Origin of the sequence: Natrinema versiforme JCM 10478 (assembly GCF_000337195.1) — an archaeon.
In the GTDB taxonomy this organism is placed as follows: domain Archaea; phylum Halobacteriota; class Halobacteria; order Halobacteriales; family Natrialbaceae; genus Natrinema; species Natrinema versiforme.
In genome coordinates, this window is record NZ_AOID01000027.1 from 1 (window position 1) to 20,646 (window position 20,646).

Annotated in this window: 24 protein-coding genes and 1 pseudogene; 11 read left to right on the top strand and 14 right to left on the bottom strand. The window is 57.2% G+C overall.

The features are described 5' to 3' along the window. Positions 1-8: 8 nt before the first annotated feature. From C489_RS08890 to C489_RS08930, 10 genes are all read right to left on the bottom strand, one after another. Positions 9-251, bottom strand: coding sequence for a hypothetical protein (locus C489_RS08890; protein WP_006430880.1), 243 nt, complete (start codon positions 249-251; stop codon positions 9-11). A gap of 6 nt (positions 252-257) precedes the next feature. Beyond that, positions 258-995: a hypothetical protein gene (locus C489_RS08895; protein WP_006430881.1), complete on the bottom strand. Its 738-nt coding sequence runs from the start codon at positions 993-995 to the stop codon at positions 258-260. Further along, positions 995-1,486, bottom strand: coding sequence for a hypothetical protein (locus C489_RS08900; protein WP_006430882.1), 492 nt, complete (start codon positions 1,484-1,486; stop codon positions 995-997). The genes C489_RS08895 and C489_RS08900 overlap by 1 nt, the downstream gene beginning before the upstream one ends. Next, positions 1,487-1,762 (bottom strand): hypothetical protein, encoded by a 276-nt coding sequence (locus C489_RS08905; RefSeq protein WP_049890738.1) that lies wholly within the window; start codon positions 1,760-1,762, stop codon positions 1,487-1,489. It abuts the gene before it with no gap. A 103-nt stretch (positions 1,763-1,865) separates the two neighbouring features. Then, a complete protein-coding gene (locus C489_RS22130) occupies positions 1,866-2,042 on the bottom strand; it encodes a hypothetical protein (protein ID WP_006430884.1) in 177 nt (58 codons plus the stop codon). A 4-nt stretch (positions 2,043-2,046) separates the two neighbouring features. Further along, a complete protein-coding gene (locus tag C489_RS08910; protein ID WP_006430885.1) occupies positions 2,047-2,835 on the bottom strand; it encodes an ATP-binding protein in 789 nt (262 codons plus the stop codon). Beyond that, positions 2,832-3,410 carry a hypothetical protein gene (locus C489_RS08915; RefSeq protein WP_006430886.1) on the bottom strand — a complete coding sequence of 193 codons (579 nt, stop codon included), beginning with the start codon at positions 3,408-3,410 and terminating at the stop codon, positions 2,832-2,834. Before C489_RS08915 ends, C489_RS08910 begins: the two co-directional genes overlap by 4 nt. After that, complete coding sequence (locus tag C489_RS08920) at positions 3,407-3,949, bottom strand: hypothetical protein (protein ID WP_006430888.1); 543 nt, start codon at positions 3,947-3,949, stop codon at positions 3,407-3,409. The genes C489_RS08915 and C489_RS08920 overlap by 4 nt, the downstream gene beginning before the upstream one ends. Further along, positions 3,933-4,580, bottom strand: coding sequence for a hypothetical protein (locus C489_RS08925; RefSeq protein ID WP_006430889.1), 648 nt, complete (start codon positions 4,578-4,580; stop codon positions 3,933-3,935). The genes C489_RS08920 and C489_RS08925 overlap by 17 nt, the downstream gene beginning before the upstream one ends. Continuing rightward, positions 4,580-4,903: a hypothetical protein gene (locus tag C489_RS08930; protein WP_006430890.1), complete on the bottom strand. Its 324-nt coding sequence runs from the start codon at positions 4,901-4,903 to the stop codon at positions 4,580-4,582. The genes C489_RS08925 and C489_RS08930 overlap by 1 nt, the downstream gene beginning before the upstream one ends. 412 nt (positions 4,904-5,315) lie before the next feature. Here C489_RS08930 and C489_RS08935 point away from each other — a divergent pair, with 412 nt between their 5' ends. From C489_RS08935 to C489_RS08945, 3 genes are all read left to right on the top strand, one after another. Beyond that, positions 5,316-5,612 (top strand): hypothetical protein, encoded by a 297-nt coding sequence (locus tag C489_RS08935; RefSeq protein ID WP_152423133.1) that lies wholly within the window; start codon positions 5,316-5,318, stop codon positions 5,610-5,612. 134 nt (positions 5,613-5,746) lie between these two features. Next, entirely contained in the window at positions 5,747-7,486 is a 1,740-nt protein-coding gene (locus C489_RS08940) for an SIR2 family protein (RefSeq protein ID WP_152423134.1), read from the top strand. Between the two features lie 160 nt (positions 7,487-7,646). Continuing rightward, the gene (locus C489_RS08945; RefSeq protein ID WP_006430893.1) at positions 7,647-8,510 is read left to right on the top strand and encodes a hypothetical protein; all 864 of its coding nucleotides are present in this window, start codon (positions 7,647-7,649) and stop codon (positions 8,508-8,510) included. 111 nt (positions 8,511-8,621) lie between these two features. Here the strand turns inward: C489_RS08945 and C489_RS21550 are convergent, their stop codons facing one another. Next, complete coding sequence (locus C489_RS21550) at positions 8,622-9,575, bottom strand: hypothetical protein (protein ID WP_152423135.1); 954 nt, start codon at positions 9,573-9,575, stop codon at positions 8,622-8,624. 1,100 nt (positions 9,576-10,675) lie between these two features. Here C489_RS21550 and C489_RS20765 point away from each other — a divergent pair. Continuing rightward, positions 10,676-11,251 carry a metal-dependent hydrolase gene (locus C489_RS20765; protein ID WP_083902785.1) on the top strand — a complete coding sequence of 192 codons (576 nt, stop codon included), beginning with the start codon at positions 10,676-10,678 and terminating at the stop codon, positions 11,249-11,251. Between the two features lie 149 nt (positions 11,252-11,400). Then, positions 11,401-11,988, top strand: coding sequence for a tyrosine-type recombinase/integrase (locus tag C489_RS08955; RefSeq protein WP_006430895.1), 588 nt, complete (start codon positions 11,401-11,403; stop codon positions 11,986-11,988). 205 nt (positions 11,989-12,193) lie between these two features. On the opposite strand, the gene C489_RS21555 is transcribed toward C489_RS08955, so the two are convergent. Together C489_RS21555 and C489_RS20770 are read right to left on the bottom strand one after the other, a co-directional pair. Continuing rightward, entirely contained in the window at positions 12,194-13,012 is an 819-nt protein-coding gene (locus C489_RS21555) for a hypothetical protein (protein ID WP_152423136.1), read from the bottom strand. Between the two features lie 508 nt (positions 13,013-13,520). Then, a complete protein-coding gene (locus C489_RS20770) occupies positions 13,521-13,832 on the bottom strand; it encodes a winged helix-turn-helix transcriptional regulator (RefSeq protein ID WP_006430898.1) in 312 nt (103 codons plus the stop codon). Between the two features lie 412 nt (positions 13,833-14,244). Here C489_RS20770 and C489_RS21340 point away from each other — a divergent pair, with 412 nt between their 5' ends. From C489_RS21340 to C489_RS08975, 3 genes are read left to right on the top strand one after another with little or no spacing between them, the layout of a single operon-like run. Continuing rightward, on the top strand, positions 14,245-14,412 hold the full coding sequence (locus tag C489_RS21340; RefSeq protein ID WP_006430899.1) for a hypothetical protein: 168 nt from the start codon (positions 14,245-14,247) through the stop codon (positions 14,410-14,412). Continuing rightward, positions 14,409-15,047 carry a hypothetical protein gene (locus C489_RS08970; RefSeq protein ID WP_006430900.1) on the top strand — a complete coding sequence of 213 codons (639 nt, stop codon included), beginning with the start codon at positions 14,409-14,411 and terminating at the stop codon, positions 15,045-15,047. The genes C489_RS21340 and C489_RS08970 overlap by 4 nt, the downstream gene beginning before the upstream one ends. Then, positions 15,044-16,096, top strand: coding sequence for a tyrosine-type recombinase/integrase (locus C489_RS08975; protein WP_006430901.1), 1,053 nt, complete (start codon positions 15,044-15,046; stop codon positions 16,094-16,096). Before C489_RS08970 ends, C489_RS08975 begins: the two co-directional genes overlap by 4 nt. Positions 16,097-16,509: 413 nt before the next feature. Here C489_RS08975 and C489_RS08980 read toward each other — a convergent pair whose 3' ends face one another. Further along, positions 16,510-16,782 carry a hypothetical protein gene (locus tag C489_RS08980; RefSeq protein WP_006430902.1) on the bottom strand — a complete coding sequence of 91 codons (273 nt, stop codon included), beginning with the start codon at positions 16,780-16,782 and terminating at the stop codon, positions 16,510-16,512. Positions 16,783-17,320: 538 nt separating this feature from the next. Between C489_RS08980 and C489_RS08985 the strand changes: the two genes are divergently transcribed. From C489_RS08985 to C489_RS08995, 3 genes and pseudogenes are all read left to right on the top strand, one after another. Then, complete coding sequence (locus C489_RS08985) at positions 17,321-18,082, top strand: ABC transporter ATP-binding protein (protein WP_006430903.1); 762 nt, start codon at positions 17,321-17,323, stop codon at positions 18,080-18,082. Further along, positions 18,072-19,370 carry an ABC transporter permease gene (locus C489_RS08990; protein ID WP_049890750.1) on the top strand — a complete coding sequence of 433 codons (1,299 nt, stop codon included), beginning with the start codon at positions 18,072-18,074 and terminating at the stop codon, positions 19,368-19,370. Before C489_RS08985 ends, C489_RS08990 begins: the two co-directional genes overlap by 11 nt. After that, positions 19,367-20,600, top strand: a pseudogene (locus tag C489_RS08995) (ABC transporter permease). The gene C489_RS08990 and the pseudogene C489_RS08995 overlap by 4 nt, the downstream one beginning before the upstream one ends. Positions 20,601-20,646 lie beyond the last annotated feature (46 nt).

The window sequence follows — 20,646 nt, forward strand, 5'->3', positions numbered from 1 at the left end:
GTGTGCGTTCATGATCGGATCGTGACGAACACCAGCAGCACCGCCTGCAGCGCCAGCAGGCCGATCATGATGTCGTCCTGCGTCCACTGCGTCCCGTAGACGAGTCGCGCCGTCGGACTCTCCGGCGGCTGCTGGGATTGGTTCTGGTTCGCCGGGCTCGAGGTCGTCGTCGCGGTCGATCCCGACGACGTTCCCGTCGCGGTGACCGCAAGCTCGCCGGGTCCGGTTTCTTCGGAAAGACCGCCCTGCACGGGAGATCACCCCGTGACTCCGATCATGTCCTGCTTGACGCGGGTCCCGAGGCCCTCGATCCGGGCCTCGGTCTGGTACCGCGGCAGCGACAGCAGGGCGTTGTTCGCTCGAGGCGTCCCGTTCGCTCGCTCGGGGGCTTCGAACGCGACCGTGTAGGGCGCGTCGACGGCGACCTGCAGCCGGAACTTGCGAGGCAGGTACGGCTGCAGCGGCGTCCGGTCGAACCCGAACGTGATTTCCTGCTGAGCCTGGTCGCGAGTGTGCAGGATCGCCGTCTGTGCCTCCTTGAGGGTCTGGTTGACCTTGCCGCCCGCTCCGGGTGCAGTCTTCCGGATTTCGACGCTGGCCGGGTTGCGAGCGACGTAGAACACGTCGAGGTCGGTGTTCGTCCCGCTCGAGGTGTAGTCGAACGAGTTGGCGTCGTAGTCGATACTGTCGGGCTGGACGACCGACCCGTCCTCCCACAGCAGGAAGTCCTGCGTCGTCGGGCTCTCGATCAGGTTGTGACCGAGGTCGAACGACTCTTGCTCGTCCGCCGTGCCGTTGGTCGTGAAATGCTCGTGTGCCGGGAGGACAAGCCGTAGCTCGGCGTCGGGATCGTCACGCAGTTGGAGCGCCCGGCCCGTCTCGATCTCCGCGACGACCGACTCCTCCCCCGGGGTTCCCGCTTGGGTGTTGAACTCCCGAAGCGAGACGCTGCCGGGGACCCACGACGCATTTTCGAGTTGCTTTTCGACCGACATTACTCGAGGTCCACCTCCGCCAGCGCCGACTCCTCGATGTAGATCTCGCTCTGCGAGTGGTCGATCTGCTCGGTGGAATCAACGAGGATGTACGCCTCGTCGATGTCGCGAACCTCGAGCTTCTCGCCCTTGAGGGCGTGCTTGACCGCGTCGACTCGCCGGTCGTCCTGCTGGTCCGAGATGCTGTTCTTGATGTAGCTCGCGATGGTCGACTTCGGGTCAGAGACGACCTGAATCGACTCGTCGGTCGGTGCCTGGTACCCGATCGCGACGCGGGTGTCGGCCGGAAGCGGGTTCCCGTTCGTGTCGACGAACTTCCCGTAGATCGGGATGCCTGTCTTGTCACCCACGTCGACGTGGTTGCGGAAGACGACACCCACGCCGTCTTTGGGGTTGATCGAGAGGACCGGCGTCAGTTGATCCGGCGTGTTCATTGCCGTCTCGACGTACTTGCTCGAGTCGCCGAGCGCCGCGAAGAGCTGAAGACTCATCTACGCCAGCACCTCGTTGATCATGCCCTGAGCGTTGAAGCGCTCGGCAGCCTCGCGGACGGCGAACGCGCCCGATCCGAGGGTGAACGCCCGGTTGTTGACGACCATCTCCCCGACGGCCATCCCACCGATACCGAAGATTTCCGACGGGAGCATCGTCCCCGTCGCGGTGTCGACGAGGTACGGGACGAGGTAGCCGCCCGCGACGAAGCCGACATCCATCCACACGTCACTGTCAGTCAGGACCTCCGTGGCCTGATCGAATTGCATTGCCATGCGATCAGTCCAAATAGCCGAAATCAGGTATAAGAGCGCGTTAGGACCGCCGTCAACCGACGCGGGCCGCCGTCGTTTGCCCGCGGTTGCCCGCGGACCGCCGTCACGGTCGCGACCGCTCGAGCCCGCGATCGTCCTCGAGGCCCTGCTCGTAGTCGGCCATCAAGATCCCGATGACATCGGCCCGCGAAAGGTCGTGGCCGCGACGTTCCTCGAGGAGGTCCTGTATCCGTTCGAACTGGTCGGCCTTGCTCCCGCGGAGCGTGATGTCGGTGCGCATCTGGTTAGTCGTCGAAAGGATGTTTGATCCGCACTCGGTCGCTGCCGTAGTGCGTGCTGTTGAGCGTCCAATCCCGCGAGTCGATCCGCTGCAGCGTCGTGTCGTCCGAATAGATCCACTCGGAGCCGATCGTGTTGCCCGCGCTGTCGGTGAACCGGCGGAGGGTGAGCGGTTCGCCGTCGGCGAGGAGATCGTCGGGGAGCGTCCGCGGGCACCGTTCCGCATCGGCCTTGTGGACACCGGCCGGGTACTCGACGATTCCGCGGACCTTGTCGAGGTCATTCCCGGAACCGAACCCACCGAGCATCGACGCCTGACACTGCGAACAGATGTCCTCGTCAAGTTTCGCGAATCGCTGGGTGACCCACGCGACGCCCATCCCGTCACCGTGCCACGTCGTCGCGAGCGTGTCGAAAGCGTCCGGATAGCCCTTCCCCTGCGGGGCGAGACGGTGGGCCTCGTCTAACCCGAGGAACGTCCGTTCCTCCAGCTGGGCCAGCGCCTCGATCACGGTCGCGATCGCGTCGCGCCAGGCGTCGTCAGTCATCCCGTCGCGGGCCAGTTGCAGGTTCCCGTTGTCCTCGAGGATCTGTCGCCACTGGGACCGTGACAGGTTCTCGGTTCCGGGCCGGAGCGGGAGCCGCTGCAGAAGCCCCGTCTCGACCAGCCCCGCGTACTCGTCCTTGTAATCGACGAGGATCGTCCGATCGTACTCCGATGCGTTGCGCTCGGTGTACGCCTGCAGGCCGTAGCTCTTCCCCCAGTTCGTCCGGGCACCGAACGCGAGGTTCATCCCTCGAGTCCCTCAGCTACCTCGTTGATTCCCTGTTCGGCCATCTGGAGCCCGCCGGCGAGTGCCTCCTCGAGGACTGCTTTCTGCCGCTCCGCCGGCCACTCGACGACGGCCTCGCGGAACTCCTCGAGGCCCTCGACATCGAACCGGGTCCGGACGTGCGCCGTCGCGAGTTCGTCGACGGTGCCCTCGAGGTCCTGCTCGCGGTAGCGTTCGGCCCACGTCTCTTTGGTCGTCTGCCATTCCTCGGGCGTTAGGTCGGCGTACTGGGCGGCTTCTCCGGCGTTCTCGATGTCGATCGCTTCCTCGACGTACCACGACGGGAGCGAATCGTCGACCATCGCGAGCGCCATCGAGCGGATTTGCTCGACCCGGTCGTCGACCGACGGGAGTCCCTCGAGGGGCTCGACGTCTTCGTCGTCGACGGCTTCCTGGAGGTCGGCGACAGCCTCCATGATCCGCCGCTCGCGATGGGCGACAATCGAGAGGAACGCCTCGGCTTGCTGGCTCTTGAAGAACTGTTCTGCCATCGCTTTCCGTGGGTCTCCGCCGGTTGCAAGGTCTCGAACGTTCATGCTGCCTCCGTCTCTGTCGAAAGGTCGTTCATCGAATCGATCGCCCCATCGAGCATCTCCGCGTCCTCGACGAGGACCATCACTGCGAACAACGACGAGAACGCGATAAGGCCCTGACCAGGACTCACTTCGCCACTACCGCCGATGTTCTCCGCATACCACTGGTCGAAGTAGTCATCCAGATCTAGATCCTTCGCGAGTTCCGCGTAGTCCTCGATCGCCGCCGACCGATCGTCGACGCCCGACCCCATCCGCTCCTGACTGATCGTTGCCCCCGCTCCGAGGGCCTTGCAGTAGATGTGACCGGGCGAGAGGTTGTCGGGAGTGTCGTCGGCGGCACCGTCGCTACCGTCGCCAGCGTCGCCGGCGTCATCGGCACCGTCGTCGCCGTCCGCTTCCTCTGTGTCTGCTGCAGCCACTTGCTCGGCGATTTCTGGGTCGATCTCCGCATACGACTCTTCCTCGAGTTCGGGCTCAGGCTCGTCGCTGGCGTTGTCCTCGGGGTCGGCGTCGTCCGGGTCGTCAGTCAACGAGACCACCCCCGGCCTCGCGGTCGATGCCGTCGCCCGACTCGTCCTCATCGTCCGGAGTCGGGTCGGCCGAGTCGACATCGATCGCCGAGGACCGACGCCGTCGTCGCCACAGCAGGATCAGGATGGAGATCGCGACGGCCGCCCCGATCAAGAACGCAGTCGTCCGGAGGCTCGGACCGAATGAGCCGCCGCTCGAGGGGGTCGACCCACCGCTCGAGGCCCCCTGAGCGCCCCCTGTTTGCTGGTCGTTTGGCTGCTCGCCTGGGTTCCACGGGTCGGTGCCGTCTACGGGTTTCACTTGCTCGTCCCCTTGGTTGTCGCTGCTCTCGTCGGTCGTGTCGCTGCTCGAGGGGCTGCTTTGGCCCCCTTCGTTGCTGCTTTCTGCCTGCTCGTTGCTGCTCTTGGTCCCTTCGGGTTGCTGCTCGTCGCTGCTCTCGACCCCCTCGCCGTCTGTGCCTTCGCTGCTGCTTGGGGCCTCCTTCCAGACCCCATCGTCTCTTGCTCGCTGGTGGTCGTCGCCACTCATCGCGTTGATGTGGCTCCTGACCGCCTCTTTCGAGGCGAAAGGTGGTTGCTCGTCGTCCCATTCGTCGGTGTGTTTGTCGCACCCCTCGACGGGGCAGAAGTAGCCTGTCATCAGTAGGATCCAGTGATATAGCGGGCGAGCCGGCAGTTCTTCAGCGTCCTCGAGTGACCGTCGTAGCCGCCGGTCGGCTCGGTCTGTTGGAGTGACGACCGCTCAAGGACATCCTCGAGGTCGGGCGTGACGTGCCACGATTTCTGGCCGGCCGGAGTATCGACCCAGATGACGGGCCACTCGCCGTGCCAGTACCAGCCCGCGTTTTCCCGTCCCCAGGTAAGACGGATCGCTCTCGCGAAGGCGATCGCGAGGAGATTCCGGTCGTGGTAGACCTCGTCGATAGACTTCTCGTCAGTCGGTGGCGGGTTGTCTGCACCCATGCTTCGATGGGACTCTCGAGCGAGTGATAGTGGCCGTGAATATCATAGTCTCGTACTGGTGAGACCAATGTTTAAACAGATTCAGTACCAGTTATGAATGTAGCCATGCCGATCCACCAGTTGACACAAGTTGGTCGTACGTCGGGCGGTGTTGTGCTTCCGAAGGGCGAGCTTCGGGCGCTTGGATTGGTCGATGAAGAGGGTAATGTGAAAGATCAACCAGTGCGGGTGACGCGGACTGATACGGGGACGTGGGAAGTTTCAGTGATCGATCCGAACGACTACCCAAATGAAAGGAGTCTGAACAAGCCCACTCGATAAGTTCAGACTGTCTGTGGGACTCCGTATCTATAGGAAACGTAGCTGTCCTTCATATTAACTGATTTATATCTAGAATGGTTAGAAACAAGGTATGGATAGCGACGGAGCAGACGAGCCAGATGTAGTTTCGAAAATGCCAGAAATGCCTGTATCACAAGGGTTCCTTGACAAACTGGAGAAACATGAATCAGTCATCGGAATTGTACCGATGAAAATGGACCGGCAGGGTGAGACGATATACGTCTATGACTTTACAATCGAGTTGGAGAATATTGCATATGCCCTCCGATATGATCAAACTGATGGGTGGACAATCATCGCAAAAGATGAAGATGTTGAAACGGTTGGATTAGCTCTTCAAGAATACCATCATGAAAACGGAATCTGATGACTTTCCGGAAAACTACTGTCTTCGCTAATCTCGAATTAGATTCCTCGTTTGTCTCGAGATAGGGTAACACTTAGTTCCTCCCGCTACCATGACGATTCCATGACTTGTAGTCCTATGGTGGAGGGTATCCGATGGTAGACACTCGGATGTCGCTAACGTTCTCTGTGCGGAATAATCCTGGCCGATACGCTCTCCTTCTCGGGTCCGGCGTCTCTACAGAAGCCGGCATCCCAACTGGCTGGACTGTCGTCTCCAATCTCGCCCAGCGTGTCGCCGCAACCGAGGAAACATCTATTGACAACGACACTAACCCGACCGACTGGTATGAGGAAACTTACGACGAGCCAGCAACCTACGAGAACCTTATTGAGGGACTTGCGAAAACGCAGACAGAGCGTCGATCACTTCTTGAGGGATTCTTCGAACCAACTGAGGAGGAAGCTGAACGGGGCGAGAAAACACCTACTGAAGCACACAAGAGTATCGCATGGCTCGTCGACAACGGCTATATCAATGTCATCCTCACGACTAACTTCGATCAACTTCTAGAGCAAGCGCTTCGAGATCAAGGTGTAAATCCCGTTGTCATCTCTGGAAAGGAGACTGCTCAGGGAGCGGAGCCCTTACAACATCAGGAGGCGGTCGTGGTGAAGGTGAATGGCGACTACAAGCAAACAAACGTCAAGAATCTTAGCTACGAATTAGAATCATATTCCGAGCCAATTCAGAAGATTATCGATCGCGTTTTCCAAGAATACGGGCTAATCATCTGCGGGTGGTCCGGTAAACACGATACACGACTTCGGCAGTCCCTTCAAGAATGTGAAACCCATCGTTACTCGACGTACTGGACGTACTACAGCGAATTGGGTGATGTCGCCAATGAGTTGGTCTCCCACCGTGACGGGTTCACGATTAACCACGATGGCGCAATTTCGCTCTTCACTGACCTCCGGGATCGAGTCCAAGCGTTAGTGGACGCAGAAGAAGGAGAGCCCCTGTCAACGCCGATTGCCCGAGAGCGCGTAAAACGCTACCTTCCACGCGAAGAACACCGGATCGATCTTGCGGATCTAATCAGTGAGACGGCGCAGCGTTCGGGGGAAAACGTCCAAGATGAGGAGCGATTGCCACTCAGCAGAAAGGAGTTAAATGACAACTTCTCGGTTGAAGATCGATACCAAGAATATGGGGATCTGACGCGAACAATAGTTGCCGAAGTGATGACCTGCGCGTACTGGGGCGGAGACACAGTAAATTTAGGAGAAAAATCTGTTTCTGATGCTCTTTCTACGCTCTCACCAAAGCAGAGTCCTAATGGTCTGTTCCAGGAGGGCTTGAATGATCTACGACGATATCCTGCCACTCTTGTTCTATACGGTGCTGGTCTTGCTGGGATAGCCGGAGATAACTGGGATCTGGTTTCCACTCTACTTACCAATCCCATCGAGACATCTCAGTCACGCTCGAGACAACCGGCTGAAGTTCCGCCTGTCGAGGCTCTACACCCGCGGCGACTAACCAAAGAGTGGGGTCGAGGCTTCGATAGAGAACGCGCAGAGAAGTCTCTTCGGTCGTCAATGAGACAGACACTCCAAGATCCAGGAAAGGAATTCCTCGTTTCCGAAAATCAGTATAATCGAGTGTTCACAGACTTCGAAGTTCTATTTGATATACTGTGGTACGCAGAGGTTGGTAGTGAGTATGTCCGGTCTTTGGGGACAACATACTGGGACGAGGCGGTAAATCGCGTAGAGGAACAGGTAGTGGAACAACAGGGCGACTGGCCCCCAATCCGAACTGGTATCCTTGATCTAACTAGTGACGAAGTCGTGAATATTCTATCTGAACTGAAAGAACTTCATCGCTGATTAGGGGCGACGACTCAAGTTCTTTCGAACGGAAATGCCTCAAATCGTAGACGTAGTCATCGGAAGCACTGCGTCCGAGATTCACGGAACCATCGGGCCCTTTTCCCTACTAAGCTAGCGGGCCGGTCAATTTATGTGTTCAACAGGCCATCAATAAATTATGACTGATAATCTCAATGAGGATGACGGAACGTCTGAAATGGAGTTCCCAGAGCTTGAACCTCCGACTCTAATAGACGATGGTCAGTTCACCATCCCAGATGGCTGGGAGGAAACCGAATTCGAACAAGGTGTGTACGGCCCCGATCAAAAGGAAGGCGTTCAGGCGCGGTTTGAGTCTGAATCTGACACAATAGAGGTTATCCCGGTTGAGTTTGAGAGGATGGGTAATAGCGAATTCGTTCAGGGTCTCAATTCGGATATGGGAAAACGAGAGAGCAGTCCTGAGATCGATGAAAAGCCGGATATTGATCCGCAGACGTCCTTTGCGGTTCACCTCAGGTATGACACTTTCAGTTCGTGGGATTCTGAATACTATACTATCACCAGCAGTGGTGATGATGCACTCGCAGTTGCTTGTTGGCTGGCGAACGCGGATGTTGCAGGTAGTACAGCTGAATTGGATGAAATCGTCAATATCCACAATGGGGAGACGATGGACTATCGGGACCGGTCGGACAAGGACCGACTCGAGGACTCATTCGCCGAAGATCCAGGTCGATGCCTAATTAGTGGCTCCCCAACTCAGAGCCACGAGGTTTCAATCCCGTTCCGATATGCACCTCTGCTTGAAGGCTACCCAACTACCTACCAAGATGTGCCGGCGATTCCAGAAACAGTCGATAGCTTCCGAGCAACCGTCTCACACACGGAATGGACTGAGCACGAGCTCGACGAGGATGCGTTCCAGTCTCAAGTTGAACGAACAGCGGAAGGCGAATATACACTCGATGAGGATGTAATCGATATAGTCGAAGGGTTCCCGGCTGAGGATGTTACTCTGGCCACTCTCGGGGAAGAGTAGTCTTGGTTACAAACTTATCGTGACACACTGAGTCATGCCCGAGAATCACAGTAGAGTCGGATAGCCGGTCTTGACTCACCAGCGATTGTCTGTAGAATATCTGACCTTACATTATTGGACTTTTTGGTTGTAGATTGGGTCAATATCTTCGTCATCTAGTTCTTGCAAATGTTCTCGAGCATCATTCAATTCTTCTAATAAATCTACAGATTCCATGCACTGGCGAAGTGCTGCATCTCGATCAATTTGCTCATAGTCGGAATGAGCTACATTATTACGATAGTCAACAAGAATAGCTATCTGGTGATACTGACGATCAGACAGTACTTTCCCATGCATTTTTGGCATATTTATTCGATTGAGGGCAACATTCCGGAAGTGGAATTTTGTATCTTCCCAATCAACTTCATCCCCATACATTCGAACAGATTCTACTCTTCGATCTTCTCCGAGTTGCAACAGGCATTTCTCAACAGCCCGTCCAAGAACCAAGAGTGCCGTTGAATAATAACCCAAACAGTAGAGATCTGCTGCTTCCCGAATAGCATCATCATATTCTTCAGGAACTTTCTTCATTTGGAAATCAATATCCATAAACTCGAAATACTCTGACAATCTGCTTAATACGCCTTGAGATTGTGAATTAGAAGTATTATCGAATATTCTCCGAGCCTCTGAATACAATTGTCCAAGCTCATCTTGATCAGTCTCTGCATCTCGATACCGACCCTCTTCAGTTCGCCAGTAACCATGTGCGATATCTTCTTTGAAATGACCAAACCACGTTTCAGATGCTAAGTGGGGAAAATTCCAAGCAATAACTTCCACACAATTCATCAACCGTAGTATGGAACGCCTAGCCTCTCTTATTAATTTCGGCGAAGGCTCTTCCTCATCTGATTCGTATTCTTCAATGAATGTCTCAAGAAGATCCATTCGCTCATGAAGTTCAGATACTTTTTCCTTGAGTTTAAAAATCCGATATATGACATTGGAGTCGTGGAAGATCCACTCCTCATCAATATCTCTAAACATAATGTCATCATGGAGGTCACTCTTTGTCATGTGAAACCCACTAGTATCTATGATCGCATAATTCCAACTGTCCTGTCCCGACTTAGCAAAACGGAAATTGTGTCCAAGAACGCGTAGTGGCTTGTCCGAGAATTCATCAGTGTCGGCCTCTCCTGCATTTCCGACGCAATTTATCCAAAGATACGACAATCATTAACACTGGTGAGTAGAATAGTGTTCGAAATGAAGGGGATGATACGCAAAACTGGTAGTGGGACTCGCCAGCTGCGGTTGAAGATCTCGATAACTTCTGAAATACACTAAGTACCAATTCTACATGGACCGAGAAACCCGCCAGGACCAGATTGATCGAATTGAAAGGGTAATCAACTTCCAAATTGAGGGTTCACGATCGCTTGATGACAAGTCAATGGCTCTTGCTCGACTCACAATCTTATTATTAGGTTCCTTACTTACTGGTGTCTCCTTACTCCTTACAACGTCTCCAGTGATCAAACCGACTAATTCTGGTGCAATCTGCTCTTTCGCGATGGGCACCTTCTTTTTTCACACTTCCATCGTATGTGCGATAATTTCGACTTTCACAAGTAGAATAAAGTATGGTCCTCTCTCCAGACGTAGGATACCTACGGATTATCTGGACAGAAGCAATTTCACAGGCACAGTTAGGTCCTATTATGATATAATAGAGACAAACAGCATGCATTTGGAGAGAAAAGTGAGGTGGTTCCGTCGTTCAATCACTGCACTAACTGGTGGGCTAGTGTATATATCTTTGTCTCTGGTGTTAGTTATAACAGATATCGGTGAAATATTGGACTTAGGATTAAACTATGCTATCGCTTATGAAATCACATTCCTATGTGTTATATTCGCTGTAGTATTAATAATCGTATTCCGAGTTCCTTCTCCGACACTGATAAATGAAGTCGTATAACGACCAAAGGAATAGTGGTATAATTCACCTGTACTGAACGATAGTAGTTGTCCGAGAACTCGGAGAGAGTCGTATTCTCCAATTTTCACCGATATATTTGGCCTACGTACTGACCGCGTCTATACTCGATAAGACACTATCTATACATCCCGAAACACTTTCTTAGTGGATCAATACTCTCTGTACATAGATAATGACGGGATTTGATGGACACCTACGGTTAGCAGTAATTGGTGGAATCGGCTTTACGATTGCTGCCACGTACGCGATTTACCACTTCGGGGTGATCGGAATCGGCCAGGACCTGATGCTGTTTTCAGGAATAGTGTTCGCTGCAGTAGTTCTGGGTGGGATTGTTCCGGACGTGGACGTGCATTCGTCTAAGCCTCGGCAAGGTCTTGGAAAGGTATTAAAAGCCATTGCCGTGTTTCTTCCAGTGCTATTACTCTTGAACAACCCATCTCTCCTCCGAACATTGGGGTTCCGGTTAGTAGAAGCACTCGAATTAGGTTCGATTCCTGTCGTATATGTGGGCCTCGCGGCGACGATGGTCTTCACTCTTCTAATAGCGAAGTCGATAGGATACGGACTAGATGAACTGTTCAACCACCGAGGTTTCTTCCACTCAAAGGAATTCCTTGGACTGTGTGGCGTAGTCGCGTTTGGACTCTCGTACTCTGCTGGTATTCTCCCAAGAAAGGCAGCAATGGCAATAGGAGCAGCAGCTGCGTTCGGTGTCTTCATCCACGTCTACGTCGGAGATCGATAGGTCTTGGTTACGAACCTATCGTAGCACAGAGAGCTATGTCCGAGAACTGCAGTAGAGTCGGACAGAATCAGCCCGATCTCCCCCTCGAGCCCCACCGAAAAAACTAGATTCCCGGCGGTTCTTGTCCGGGATGCAGGCAACCCGGACGCATGAATCTACAACAGCACGAGAACCGCGACGACATGAAGGTCTGGCTCAGCCAGAACGAAGTAGAACAGTTGCTCGAGGCGGCCGACGATACCCAGCAGCGGATCGCGTTCGCGCTCGGAGCGCGATGCGGGCTCCGCTCACACGAGGTCCTCGACGTTGCGCCGGAGGACATCGTTGATACCGACGCCGGGACGATGCTCCGCGTCTGGCACGGGAAGGGCGACAAGTTCCGAGAGACGCCGGTTCCGCGCGATCTCGCGACGACCATCCGGACGGTCGACGACGTGCGCGACGCGCCGACCAACTCGTCGCTCGTCGAAATCACGAGTACGCGATCACTCCGGCGGTGGGTGCGGTCGGCTGCCGATCGGCTGTACGACGAGACGGGAGACGCCGGCTGGGATCACCTCGGCTTCCACGATCTCCGCCGGACCTGGGCGACTGCACTCGCTTCCGACGATGTCGACCCGCTCTTGGTCTGTGACTGGGGTGGGTGGAACGATCTTGAGACCTTCCTTGAGCATTATCGGGGGAGCTACAGTCCTGAGGCACAGCAACGAGAGCGCCAGAAAGTTAGCTGGCTCTAAGAGATCCCCACTACACGCCTTTATTGAACGCTAGACGCTCTGTTAAGGCTGAGAAATATCGTGATTGCGTGCTGAATACAAGACCTATATCGATTACATTCTTCGCTTCACATTAATAGCAATCCAAACTTGGTACGCCAACTAGTAATACTAGTCATTCCCTTCAAAGGTTGATACTTCATCAAGAGGAATATCTTATACGCGCTCAATTTATCATTGTGGCCAATATTTGTAATGAGAATCCAATTACCAAGAGACTCAATCCGGATATTCGGTACATACGTTCTAGTTCTACAATTTTCCCAGTTAATTCATAGTAGATATATTCCACTTCTAAACTTTTTCCTGGAATAACGTCGGGTGTGATTTCAACAGAGTACTCTCCCTCTGGTTTTTCTGGCGGTGGCAGTACTTCGCGCGATTCCTCTTTTTGAACGTCAGTTGCATCTGATAGTGTATCGATACGTTCTTTATATCGTTCATCAAGGCCCTCAGGATCGTAGCCAATATCCTCACGTAATTCATCCAAGTCTATTTTCAAAGTTTGGTGAGTGCCAGGAACTCTGGAGAGGGTAAGATTAGGTTGAGGTCTTTCTCTATCAATTGTTTCATCAATTCCGAAAGGGTCTATATCGGGGGTTAGAACGAAGTCTCCAGATTCATCATCTTTCATAAACACTAATTTTTCAGGATTTATCTTTGGCAATCTATTAATGAATTCTTCATCAAACTCAAGTTCCCACGTTGGGCGTTCTGGATGGATTCGTTTAGAGGAATCAGGCAATCGATCAAAGGCGTTATCTAATTCTGATTTTAATATACTAGTTTCTTCTTCAGTTAAATTGGCTACAGGAATACCTGCTAAAGCTGTCTCAAGTTTATGTTCTATATTTTTCAATTTGGATATCTTTGAACCCGGTATCCGATTAAATTTCCCCAGGATAGAGCTTAAGTCTGGTATCGCGAGAATAACTGCTCCGATAATATCGATTACAAGGCCGCTTACGGAGAGCAGTTCTGTCATATAGATTGATATCCCCGTACTGAGACCATATCAATATTAAACATCTTTATCCACCAAGTGTTTTATTTGAACAACTGATGTAGATATTGTCATGTTGATGATGTTATATATGGTCTGTGTTCAGTACGCCGATTTTGATGGCACTTGACGATACAGAGTAATTATTTGGAAACTTATGGCCTGTATTTACCGTTAATAGTGGGAGGCCGGATAGGCTATAATTAGAGAAGACGGTGAATCGTAGGCTGAGGAAGATCTTTCACATCTAATTCTCCCTCGAGATACCTCTGACCTCTACCCGTAATCTCGTACATGTGATGATCGCCAAACATCGGTGTCACCAAACCAGCCTGTGTAAGCATTCGGCACCGCTCTTGAATCCTCCCTCGAGAGGCATTGAATCCCATAGCCTGTTCCATGTAGCGGGGGGTTGACCAGGAATCCTCTTCGAGGTACTCGAGGATTCGTTCATCGAGTGTACACATCCATCGAGCTGGTCTTCGGTCCGTCACGATTCCGAGGTTTCACTCGCCGTGGGGCCGTCTCTCGAGCCGTTTCCGTTAAGGTAGACTCCGTTTTCAGCGTCGTACTCCTCATCGAGATAGGCCTCTCCTCGATCAGTTATAGTATATACGCCATTTCCGAGCGGGGTCAGTAATCCGTTTTCGGCGAGCTTCTTACAGCGCCGTGAGACAGAAGAATGAGAAATCCTGAGACCCTCTTCTTCGGCAAGTTCACCGACTGGTTTTGCGCCTTCCTTTCGTAGAGTCTCGAGAATACGATCGTCCCAGATCGTCATCCACGTTCCCGACTTTCTCATTGCTGCCCACTTCAGCACGCACTAACCTATTCCTACGGTATTCTCCACTCAATAGAACACTGACCTACTTTAGTCAGTCGTTGCATTTATGCAAAGGGAGCCTATACACAGAAACACGGAGCTACCAACTCGGCTGAAGATGACTCTTGTTGGTATGTGAGACCGGGCGGCGCTGGCACGCCGCCCAGAAGGTAGCTCCGGAATCCACAATGAATTGCGGAACTCTCGTGGGGCGTGTACCCCACGCACGGCAAGAGGCATCGCCAGCCAAAAGGTCTGACGCTCGCTGTACCTGCGGCGCAGACGCGGACGGCTACGACGCTCAACGCGACGAACCAGCCTGTCGATCGTGCGCAACTGCTCGAGCGACGAGTATCGATCTCATACCCAGTAGCGATCTGGAGGTGGATCGATGAACGGCTACTCGCTCTATTCCTGTGACACGCCCCGGTGTACCGGGCTGAAGGAAGTGATTACTCCTGACGGATACCTCTGCGAGGACTGCGCAGACGAACTCGCAGTGGAGTACGAGGACGAGGGCAATCAGCCGACGAACATCGGCGTCGCGAGGCACACATGACGGTCGAACGCATCAAGATCGGCGGGAAGACAAAGGGGGGAGAACCAGTTCACCTCTCGCCGTGGACGTTCGAGGTTCCACAGATTCGGGAGATCGTTGAACGGTGGCTTCACGGCGAAGTGTTGAATGCCTGTGCTGGAGAGACGAACCTCGACCATGACGCCCCGATCCACCGAAACGACATCGATCGGGACCACGACGCGGATACTCACTACGACGTTCGAGAGATCGACGAACACCTCGATCACAACCGATTCGACACCGTCGTCTTCGATCCACCGTACACCAAGGAGATGGCCGAGAGGCACTACGACGGGAATCATATCGGCCGAAAGTGGGAACCGCGCGGTTCGATCGCGAACGTAACAGCTCCCGGTGGCCACGTCCTAACGTTCGGCTACAACTCCGACGGACTCGACGGATGGGACGGATGGGAACGGGTTGCGACCTACTACTTCCGTACCCCGAATTGGTCTGGGTACGATATCGCGCTCTCCGTCGATCGAAAAGGCGGCGGTGCGCCGATCGCTGGCGATGTCCCCAAACTAACCGAACAGACGACGCTAGATCTAGCGACTGACGGCGGTAGCGATCAACAACAGCACACGGACACTGATTTTGGAGGCAACCGATGAGCGACGACCTCGAGCCGATCGCCCCTCGAGAGGCCATCCAGATGTACCTCGATGCTCGTCGCGACGACACCACTGAGAACACCCGCGAGGGGCAACTCTACCGGCTCCGTGCGTTCGCGACGTGGTGCGACGAGGAAGGAATCGAGAACCTGAACGAACTCAACGGACGCGACCTCTACGCGTATCGCATCTGGCGACGCGAGGGGAACTACTCCGACCACGACGAGGAGCTGGCCCCGACGACACTCCGTGGTGACCTCGCGACGCTTCGGGCGTTCCTCCGGTTCTGTGGCGACATCGACGCCGTCCCACAGGAGTTCTTCGACCGTGTCCCGCTGCCGTCGGTGAATGGGCACGAAGTGAGCGATACAACGCTCGATCCCGAACGGGCCGAGGCGATCCTCGACTACCTCGGCGAGTACGAGTATGCCAGCCGGACGCACGTTATTTTCCTCCTCCTCTGGCACACCGGGTGCCGGGTGGGGGCGCTCCGTGCGCTCGATGTCGGCGACCTCGACCTCAAGGGCGATCGCCCGAACGCCGACGGTCCTGGTATCCACTTCGTCCACAGACCCGACGCCGGGACGCCGCTGAAGAACAAGTCGAAGAGCCAGCGCTGGAACAGCCTCAGCGAGTACGTCGCTCGCGTCCTCGAGGCGTACGTCGACGATCGGCGGATTCCCGTCCTCGACGAGTACGGGCGCGATCCACTCATCACGACGGAACACGGTCGGATGGCTCGGACGACTCTCCGAACGACTCTCTACCGCATCACACGGCCATGCTGGCTCGGTAAAGAGTGTCCACATGACGAGGATCCGGAAACGTGTGAGTATCAGCGGGCAGAGCGGATGAGCAAGTGTCCGTCGGCTCGCTCGCCACACGATGTCCGGAGTGGTCGTCTTACGTATTACAGGCTCAACGAAACGGACCGAGGAGCCGTCAGCGACCGGATGGACGCGAGTAACGAGATTCTCGACAAGCATTACGACCGGCGTTCTGAGCGACAGAAGGCCGAGCAGCGACGCAACCTCCTACCAGACACATGAATCCGATGTTCACTACCCAGACCGACAGACAAGCGCAGAAGTGCGGGCGGGGAGGGCGGACTCTCTTTCCCGTCGAAGTACAGTAGACACCGAATAGCCCGCAGTCTTGCGATTTTCGATGATTCGAGACGGCCGAAAATTTGGAGTTGAACAAGGATTTTGTTGGGGGTCCGCGCTGTCTGGCGAATTACATAGCAGAGAGGTGGGACGCGTGAGCCGGCACTGTCTCCACTGCGGTGGGCGTATGACAACTGAGACCTCGCCCGGTGGTCTCCCTCGTTGCGTTTGTGAGACCGGCCGCATGATCTGCTGGAGGAATCTGGCTGAAGCCGGTGAAACGGCGACCGAGTAGCAGCTTCCCGCTAACTTTTCGATGACTCTTGTTTGGCGTCCGATCTACGACTTGCAGACCCTCACTCGTCGATCATCTGGTTCGCCCGGACGATGACGTATAGCAGGACGATCCCGGTTCCAACGGCGATGACGAACTGGCTCGCGAGCACGTACAAACCGAACTCGGAGGTTAACCCTAAGAGAACGCCGAAGGTGACTCGGAACAGGATCGGAACGAGAGCCACCAAGACAACGGCTCCAATGAGCTTTGTAAGGGGAATCACCTCTTTGATGAGCTGAATGGTATCGAGTTCGCCGGTCGCAGGGTCGAAGAACGGTCTGGAGGGCGACATTTTCTAGAAGAGATTGTCTACCAATAATATATTTTGCGACTGGAGGTATCGAAGCGATCCTCTCATTTGGGTTCCTTGACCGGCGTAGCGGCCGGTCAAATCCCGTCGCTTTCGATCAACACGGACACGCATCTGAGCCAGCACGGGAATCGCGACGACATGACGATCTGACTCAGCTAGAACGAAGTGGAACAGTTGCTCGAGACTGCCAACAATATCACGCAGCAGATTACGTTCGCATTCTGGACAGAGAAAGTCAGATAAACCAGAGAATCGCCCGACGTGAACCTGATCACTCGCTAACCTGTACGTACCCGTTTCACTGAGCGGGCGGCGCACAATGCGCCCCCTACCTCCCAAAACTAGCCTCGAGCACCCGAATCCCACCCAGCGACCGAGACAGTCGCGTTTCCCACCGTATTCGCCTTCCATTCGAGACCGTTTCACGAGCAAAACACCGTGTAGCGGTCGTTTGACAGGGGTAGCGGGGTCGAAACAATGAGTCGGTGGGCGGTCACTGCGAGTGAGACCGTTGGGAATGTCAAACCAATCAGTACACGGTTCGCGATCGTCGGCGAGGGACCGGGCGGACGAACGCGAATCGACGGCGGCCGTTCGCCTCGAGGGCGTCACCCACGAGTACGGGTCGACTGGCGGGCGGTTCCGATCGGGCGACGAGCGGACGGTGACCGCGCTCCGCGACGTCTCCTTCGACGTACCGGAAGGGATGATCGTCGGGCTCGAGGGGCCGAGCGGGAGCGGGAAGTCGACGGTGTTACACGCGGTCGCGGGGCTGTTGGTTCCGACGAGCGGCAGCGTCGAACTGCGCGAGACCGACCTCGCGGCGCTGTCCGATTCCGAGCGGACCCGCGTTCGGCGACACCACATCGGGATCGTGTTCCAGCGATTCCACCTCTTGCCGTCGCTCTCTGCCCGCGCGAACGTCGCCCTGCCGCTCGTTCAGTCGGGAGTGCCCCGGGCCGACCGGCGAGCGCGCGCGACGGCGCTGCTCGAGGAGGTCGGGCTGGGCGATCGCACCACGCATCTGCCGGGGGAACTCAGCGGCGGGGAGCGCCAGCGCGTCGCGATCGCGCGGGCGCTGTCGACGGACCCGGACGTGATCGTCGCCGACGAACCGACGGGCGAACTCGACACGGCGACCGGGGCGGACGTCCTCGAACTGCTGACCGACGTCGGCCGCGATCGGGCGGTGTTGGTCGCCTCCCACGACGAGGCCACGCTCGAGGTCGCGGATCGGGTCGTCACGCTGTGTGACGGACGGGTGGACGATGTCCGATGACGACGGCGAGCTGCCCAAGGCCGTCGACTCGCGGCGGCGGACCCGCTGGTCCGGCATCGTCGGCCTGACCCTGGGCAGGTGGTGGCGGCGGGCGACGCGAACGACGACCGGCCGAATCGTGTCGACGGTCGCCGCCGTCGCGCTGACGATCGCGCTCTTGGTGGTGATAACCGGCGTCGCGCTGGCGCTCGCCGACGGCGGCGTGACCACCGGTGACGACGCCGATGTCCGCGTGATTCCCGAGGATAGCGGGACATTATCGTCCGTCAACGGGGTCGAGGGACCGCGCCTCGGTGAGACCAACGAGCGGGCCGCGACGATCCGAGCCCAGGACGGCGTCGACCACGCCTCACCGGTCCTCGTCGAAACGGCACAGCTCGAGGCGTCAGACGCCGAGCCCCGAACTGTGAGACTCGTCGGCGTCGTCCCGGACGAGGAGCCGCGAACCGTCGCGGGGCTGCCGACCGGCGAACTCGAGGCGGGCGATCCCCACTACGCGAACGGCTCGTACGACGGCCCGCGGGAGGGCGAGATCGTCCTCTCGCCGACGGCCGCGGAGCGACTCGACGCCGACGCGGGCGACGATATCCCCGTTTCGATCGGTGGCGCGGGCGAAACGGAGCGCGTCGATACCGCCGCGCCCTCGGTCACGGTGACGGTGGCCGCCGTCGCGGATGAGGGGAGCGGGACCGGCGACGCGCCCGTCGCGCTCGTTCACCTGAGCGAACTCCAGTCGTATTCCGGCGGCGACGACGGCCAACTCGCGGATCGACTGTTGATCTGGGGCGAGACCGAGGCGGCGCAGTCGGCCGCGTCCGGCGCGTATCCGACCGCCGCGGTCGAGGTGGCCGGCGGCACCGATCCGTCGGCGCTGTTCGACGACGGACTGGCGTTCGCGACGAGCGTCATCGCGTTGCTGGTCGGCGTGACGATCTGTGCGTCGTTCGTCGCGACGACGATGGGGATGACTGTCAACGAGGACCGTCGTACTCTCGCTGTCCTCGAGTCGGTCGGATTTCCGACGCACAGCCAACTCGCCGTCGTTGCGGTGTCGACGGGGATCACGACGCTCGTCGGCTCGATCGCGGGGGTCGGGCTCGGCATGGTCGGGATCGTCGGCGTCAACGCCGCCGCCAACGCGACCGTCGCGCCGGGAGCGGTCGCCCACTTCCACCCGCTGCTGGTACCCTACGCGATCGGCGTCGCCCTCCTGTCCGGACTGGTCGCCGTTCCGTACCCGCTCGCCGTGGCGGCGCGAACGTCCGTCCTCGAGGAGGTGGGCCGATGACGCTGAGTGGGGCGGTGGTTCGCCTGCGGGCCGTCGTCGGACTCGGGGTCGCACAGCTTCGGCGGTCACCCGGCCGGACTGCACTCACCGTGCTCGCGGTCACGCTGGCCGTGCTCTCGGTGACGGTGCTCGCGAGCCTCGGCGTCGGGGTCGTCGACAAGGGCGAGCAGGGACTGGACAACGCCGACCGGGATATCTGGATCTCGAGCGACCCGGTCGACCCGTCCGCCAGCGGTACCGAAAACCCGATCGTGGGGGCACACGCCAAGTCGGCCGAGATCACCGCACGGGACGACGTTCAGAGCGCCTCGCCGATCGCGATGTACGACGTCTATCTCGGAACGAACGCGTCGGAGTTGGAACGCAGGCCCGCCGTCGGCGTCCAAGAGACCCACGACGGGTTCGACTTCCGGGAGGGACGCGGGTTCGAGGTCGACGAGGAGACCGCCGCCAGTCCGCCGCCCGAGGAGCCGGAGGTGGGCGAGATCGTGATCGATCCGCGCGTCGCCGACTCGCTGAACGTCTCGGTCGGCGAGACNGATCTACGTCGGCACCAGCAGACAGACCGCGGATGCCGCGGAGTTCACCGTCGTCGGGACCTCGGGCTACTACTCGCAGTATCTGGGCTCGCCGGCGGTGACGGTCCCGCTCGGCGATCTGCAAGCGGTCGCCGGCACGTCGGGTACCGACCGGGCGACGTTCATCACCGCCGACGTGACCGACGACGCCGATCGGGCGACCGTCGCGAACGATCTCGACGAGGCGTATCCCGAGTACGACGTTCGGACCAGCGACAACCAAGTCCAATCGATGGTCGAAGAACGCACGATCGTCCTTGCGAGCGGTGCGACGCTGGTCGGCCTCGCCGTCGTCGGCGGCGTCGTCCTGACGGCGAACCTGTTCGCGCTCGTGGCCCACCAACAGCGCGAGCAACTCGCGGCGCTCCGGGCCGTCGGGCTCTCCCGGCGGGTGCTCGCCGGGACGATCGGCACGCAGGGGCTCGTCATCGGCCTGCTCGGTGGACTCGTCGGCCTCGCGACGACGCCGCTGGCCGTCCTCGGGGTGAACCGATTCGCGGCGTCGATACTCGGCTTCGAGGGACTCCTCCGGACCCCGCCCGCGGTCTATTTCGGCGGCTTCGCGCTCGCGCTCGTCGTCGGGACGGTGGTCGCGATCGTCGCCGGCTGGCGGGCCGGCCGCTACGCCCGCATCGAACACCTCGAGCTGTGATCGCGAGCGGCCGGCACCGCCGACCCGCGATCGCTGCCGGCCTGCG

Bases quoted from the DNA above. Each gene is read 5' to 3' on its own strand.
- C489_RS08900 (WP_006430882.1), bottom strand. From the start codon at position 1,486: ATGAGTCTTCAGCTCTTCGCGGCGCTCGGCGACTCGAGCAAGTACGTC.
- C489_RS08985 (WP_006430903.1), top strand. From the start codon at position 17,321: ATGTCAAACCAATCAGTACACGGTTCGCGATCGTCGGCGAGGGACCGG.
- C489_RS08940 (WP_152423134.1), top strand. From the start codon at position 5,747: ATGGTAGACACTCGGATGTCGCTAACGTTCTCTGTGCGGAATAATCCT.
- C489_RS08925 (WP_006430889.1), bottom strand. From the start codon at position 4,580: ATGACAGGCTACTTCTGCCCCGTCGAGGGGTGCGACAAACACACCGAC.
- C489_RS20770 (WP_006430898.1), bottom strand. From the start codon at position 13,832: ATGAGAAAGTCGGGAACGTGGATGACGATCTGGGACGATCGTATTCTC.
- C489_RS08935 (WP_152423133.1), top strand. From the start codon at position 5,316: ATGGATAGCGACGGAGCAGACGAGCCAGATGTAGTTTCGAAAATGCCA.
- C489_RS08910 (WP_006430885.1), bottom strand. From the start codon at position 2,835: ATGAACCTCGCGTTCGGTGCCCGGACGAACTGGGGGAAGAGCTACGGC.
- C489_RS21550 (WP_152423135.1), bottom strand. From the start codon at position 9,575: ATGACAAAGAGTGACCTCCATGATGACATTATGTTTAGAGATATTGAT.
- C489_RS08895 (WP_006430881.1), bottom strand. From the start codon at position 995: ATGTCGGTCGAAAAGCAACTCGAAAATGCGTCGTGGGTCCCCGGCAGC.
- C489_RS08980 (WP_006430902.1), bottom strand. From the start codon at position 16,782: ATGTCGCCCTCCAGACCGTTCTTCGACCCTGCGACCGGCGAACTCGAT.
- C489_RS08905 (WP_049890738.1), bottom strand. From the start codon at position 1,762: ATGGCAATGCAATTCGATCAGGCCACGGAGGTCCTGACTGACAGTGAC.
- C489_RS21555 (WP_152423136.1), bottom strand. From the start codon at position 13,012: ATGACAGAACTGCTCTCCGTAAGCGGCCTTGTAATCGATATTATCGGA.
- C489_RS20765 (WP_083902785.1), top strand. From the start codon at position 10,676: ATGACGGGATTTGATGGACACCTACGGTTAGCAGTAATTGGTGGAATC.
- C489_RS22130 (WP_006430884.1), bottom strand. From the start codon at position 2,042: ATGCGCACCGACATCACGCTCCGCGGGAGCAAGGCCGACCAGTTCGAA.
- C489_RS08955 (WP_006430895.1), top strand. From the start codon at position 11,401: ATGAATCTACAACAGCACGAGAACCGCGACGACATGAAGGTCTGGCTC.
- C489_RS08970 (WP_006430900.1), top strand. From the start codon at position 14,409: ATGACGGTCGAACGCATCAAGATCGGCGGGAAGACAAAGGGGGGAGAA.
- C489_RS08915 (WP_006430886.1), bottom strand. From the start codon at position 3,410: ATGAACGTTCGAGACCTTGCAACCGGCGGAGACCCACGGAAAGCGATG.
- C489_RS08975 (WP_006430901.1), top strand. From the start codon at position 15,044: ATGAGCGACGACCTCGAGCCGATCGCCCCTCGAGAGGCCATCCAGATG.
- C489_RS08945 (WP_006430893.1), top strand. From the start codon at position 7,647: ATGACTGATAATCTCAATGAGGATGACGGAACGTCTGAAATGGAGTTC.
- C489_RS21340 (WP_006430899.1), top strand. From the start codon at position 14,245: ATGAACGGCTACTCGCTCTATTCCTGTGACACGCCCCGGTGTACCGGG.
- C489_RS08930 (WP_006430890.1), bottom strand. From the start codon at position 4,903: ATGGGTGCAGACAACCCGCCACCGACTGACGAGAAGTCTATCGACGAG.
- C489_RS08990 (WP_049890750.1), top strand. From the start codon at position 18,072: ATGTCCGATGACGACGGCGAGCTGCCCAAGGCCGTCGACTCGCGGCGG.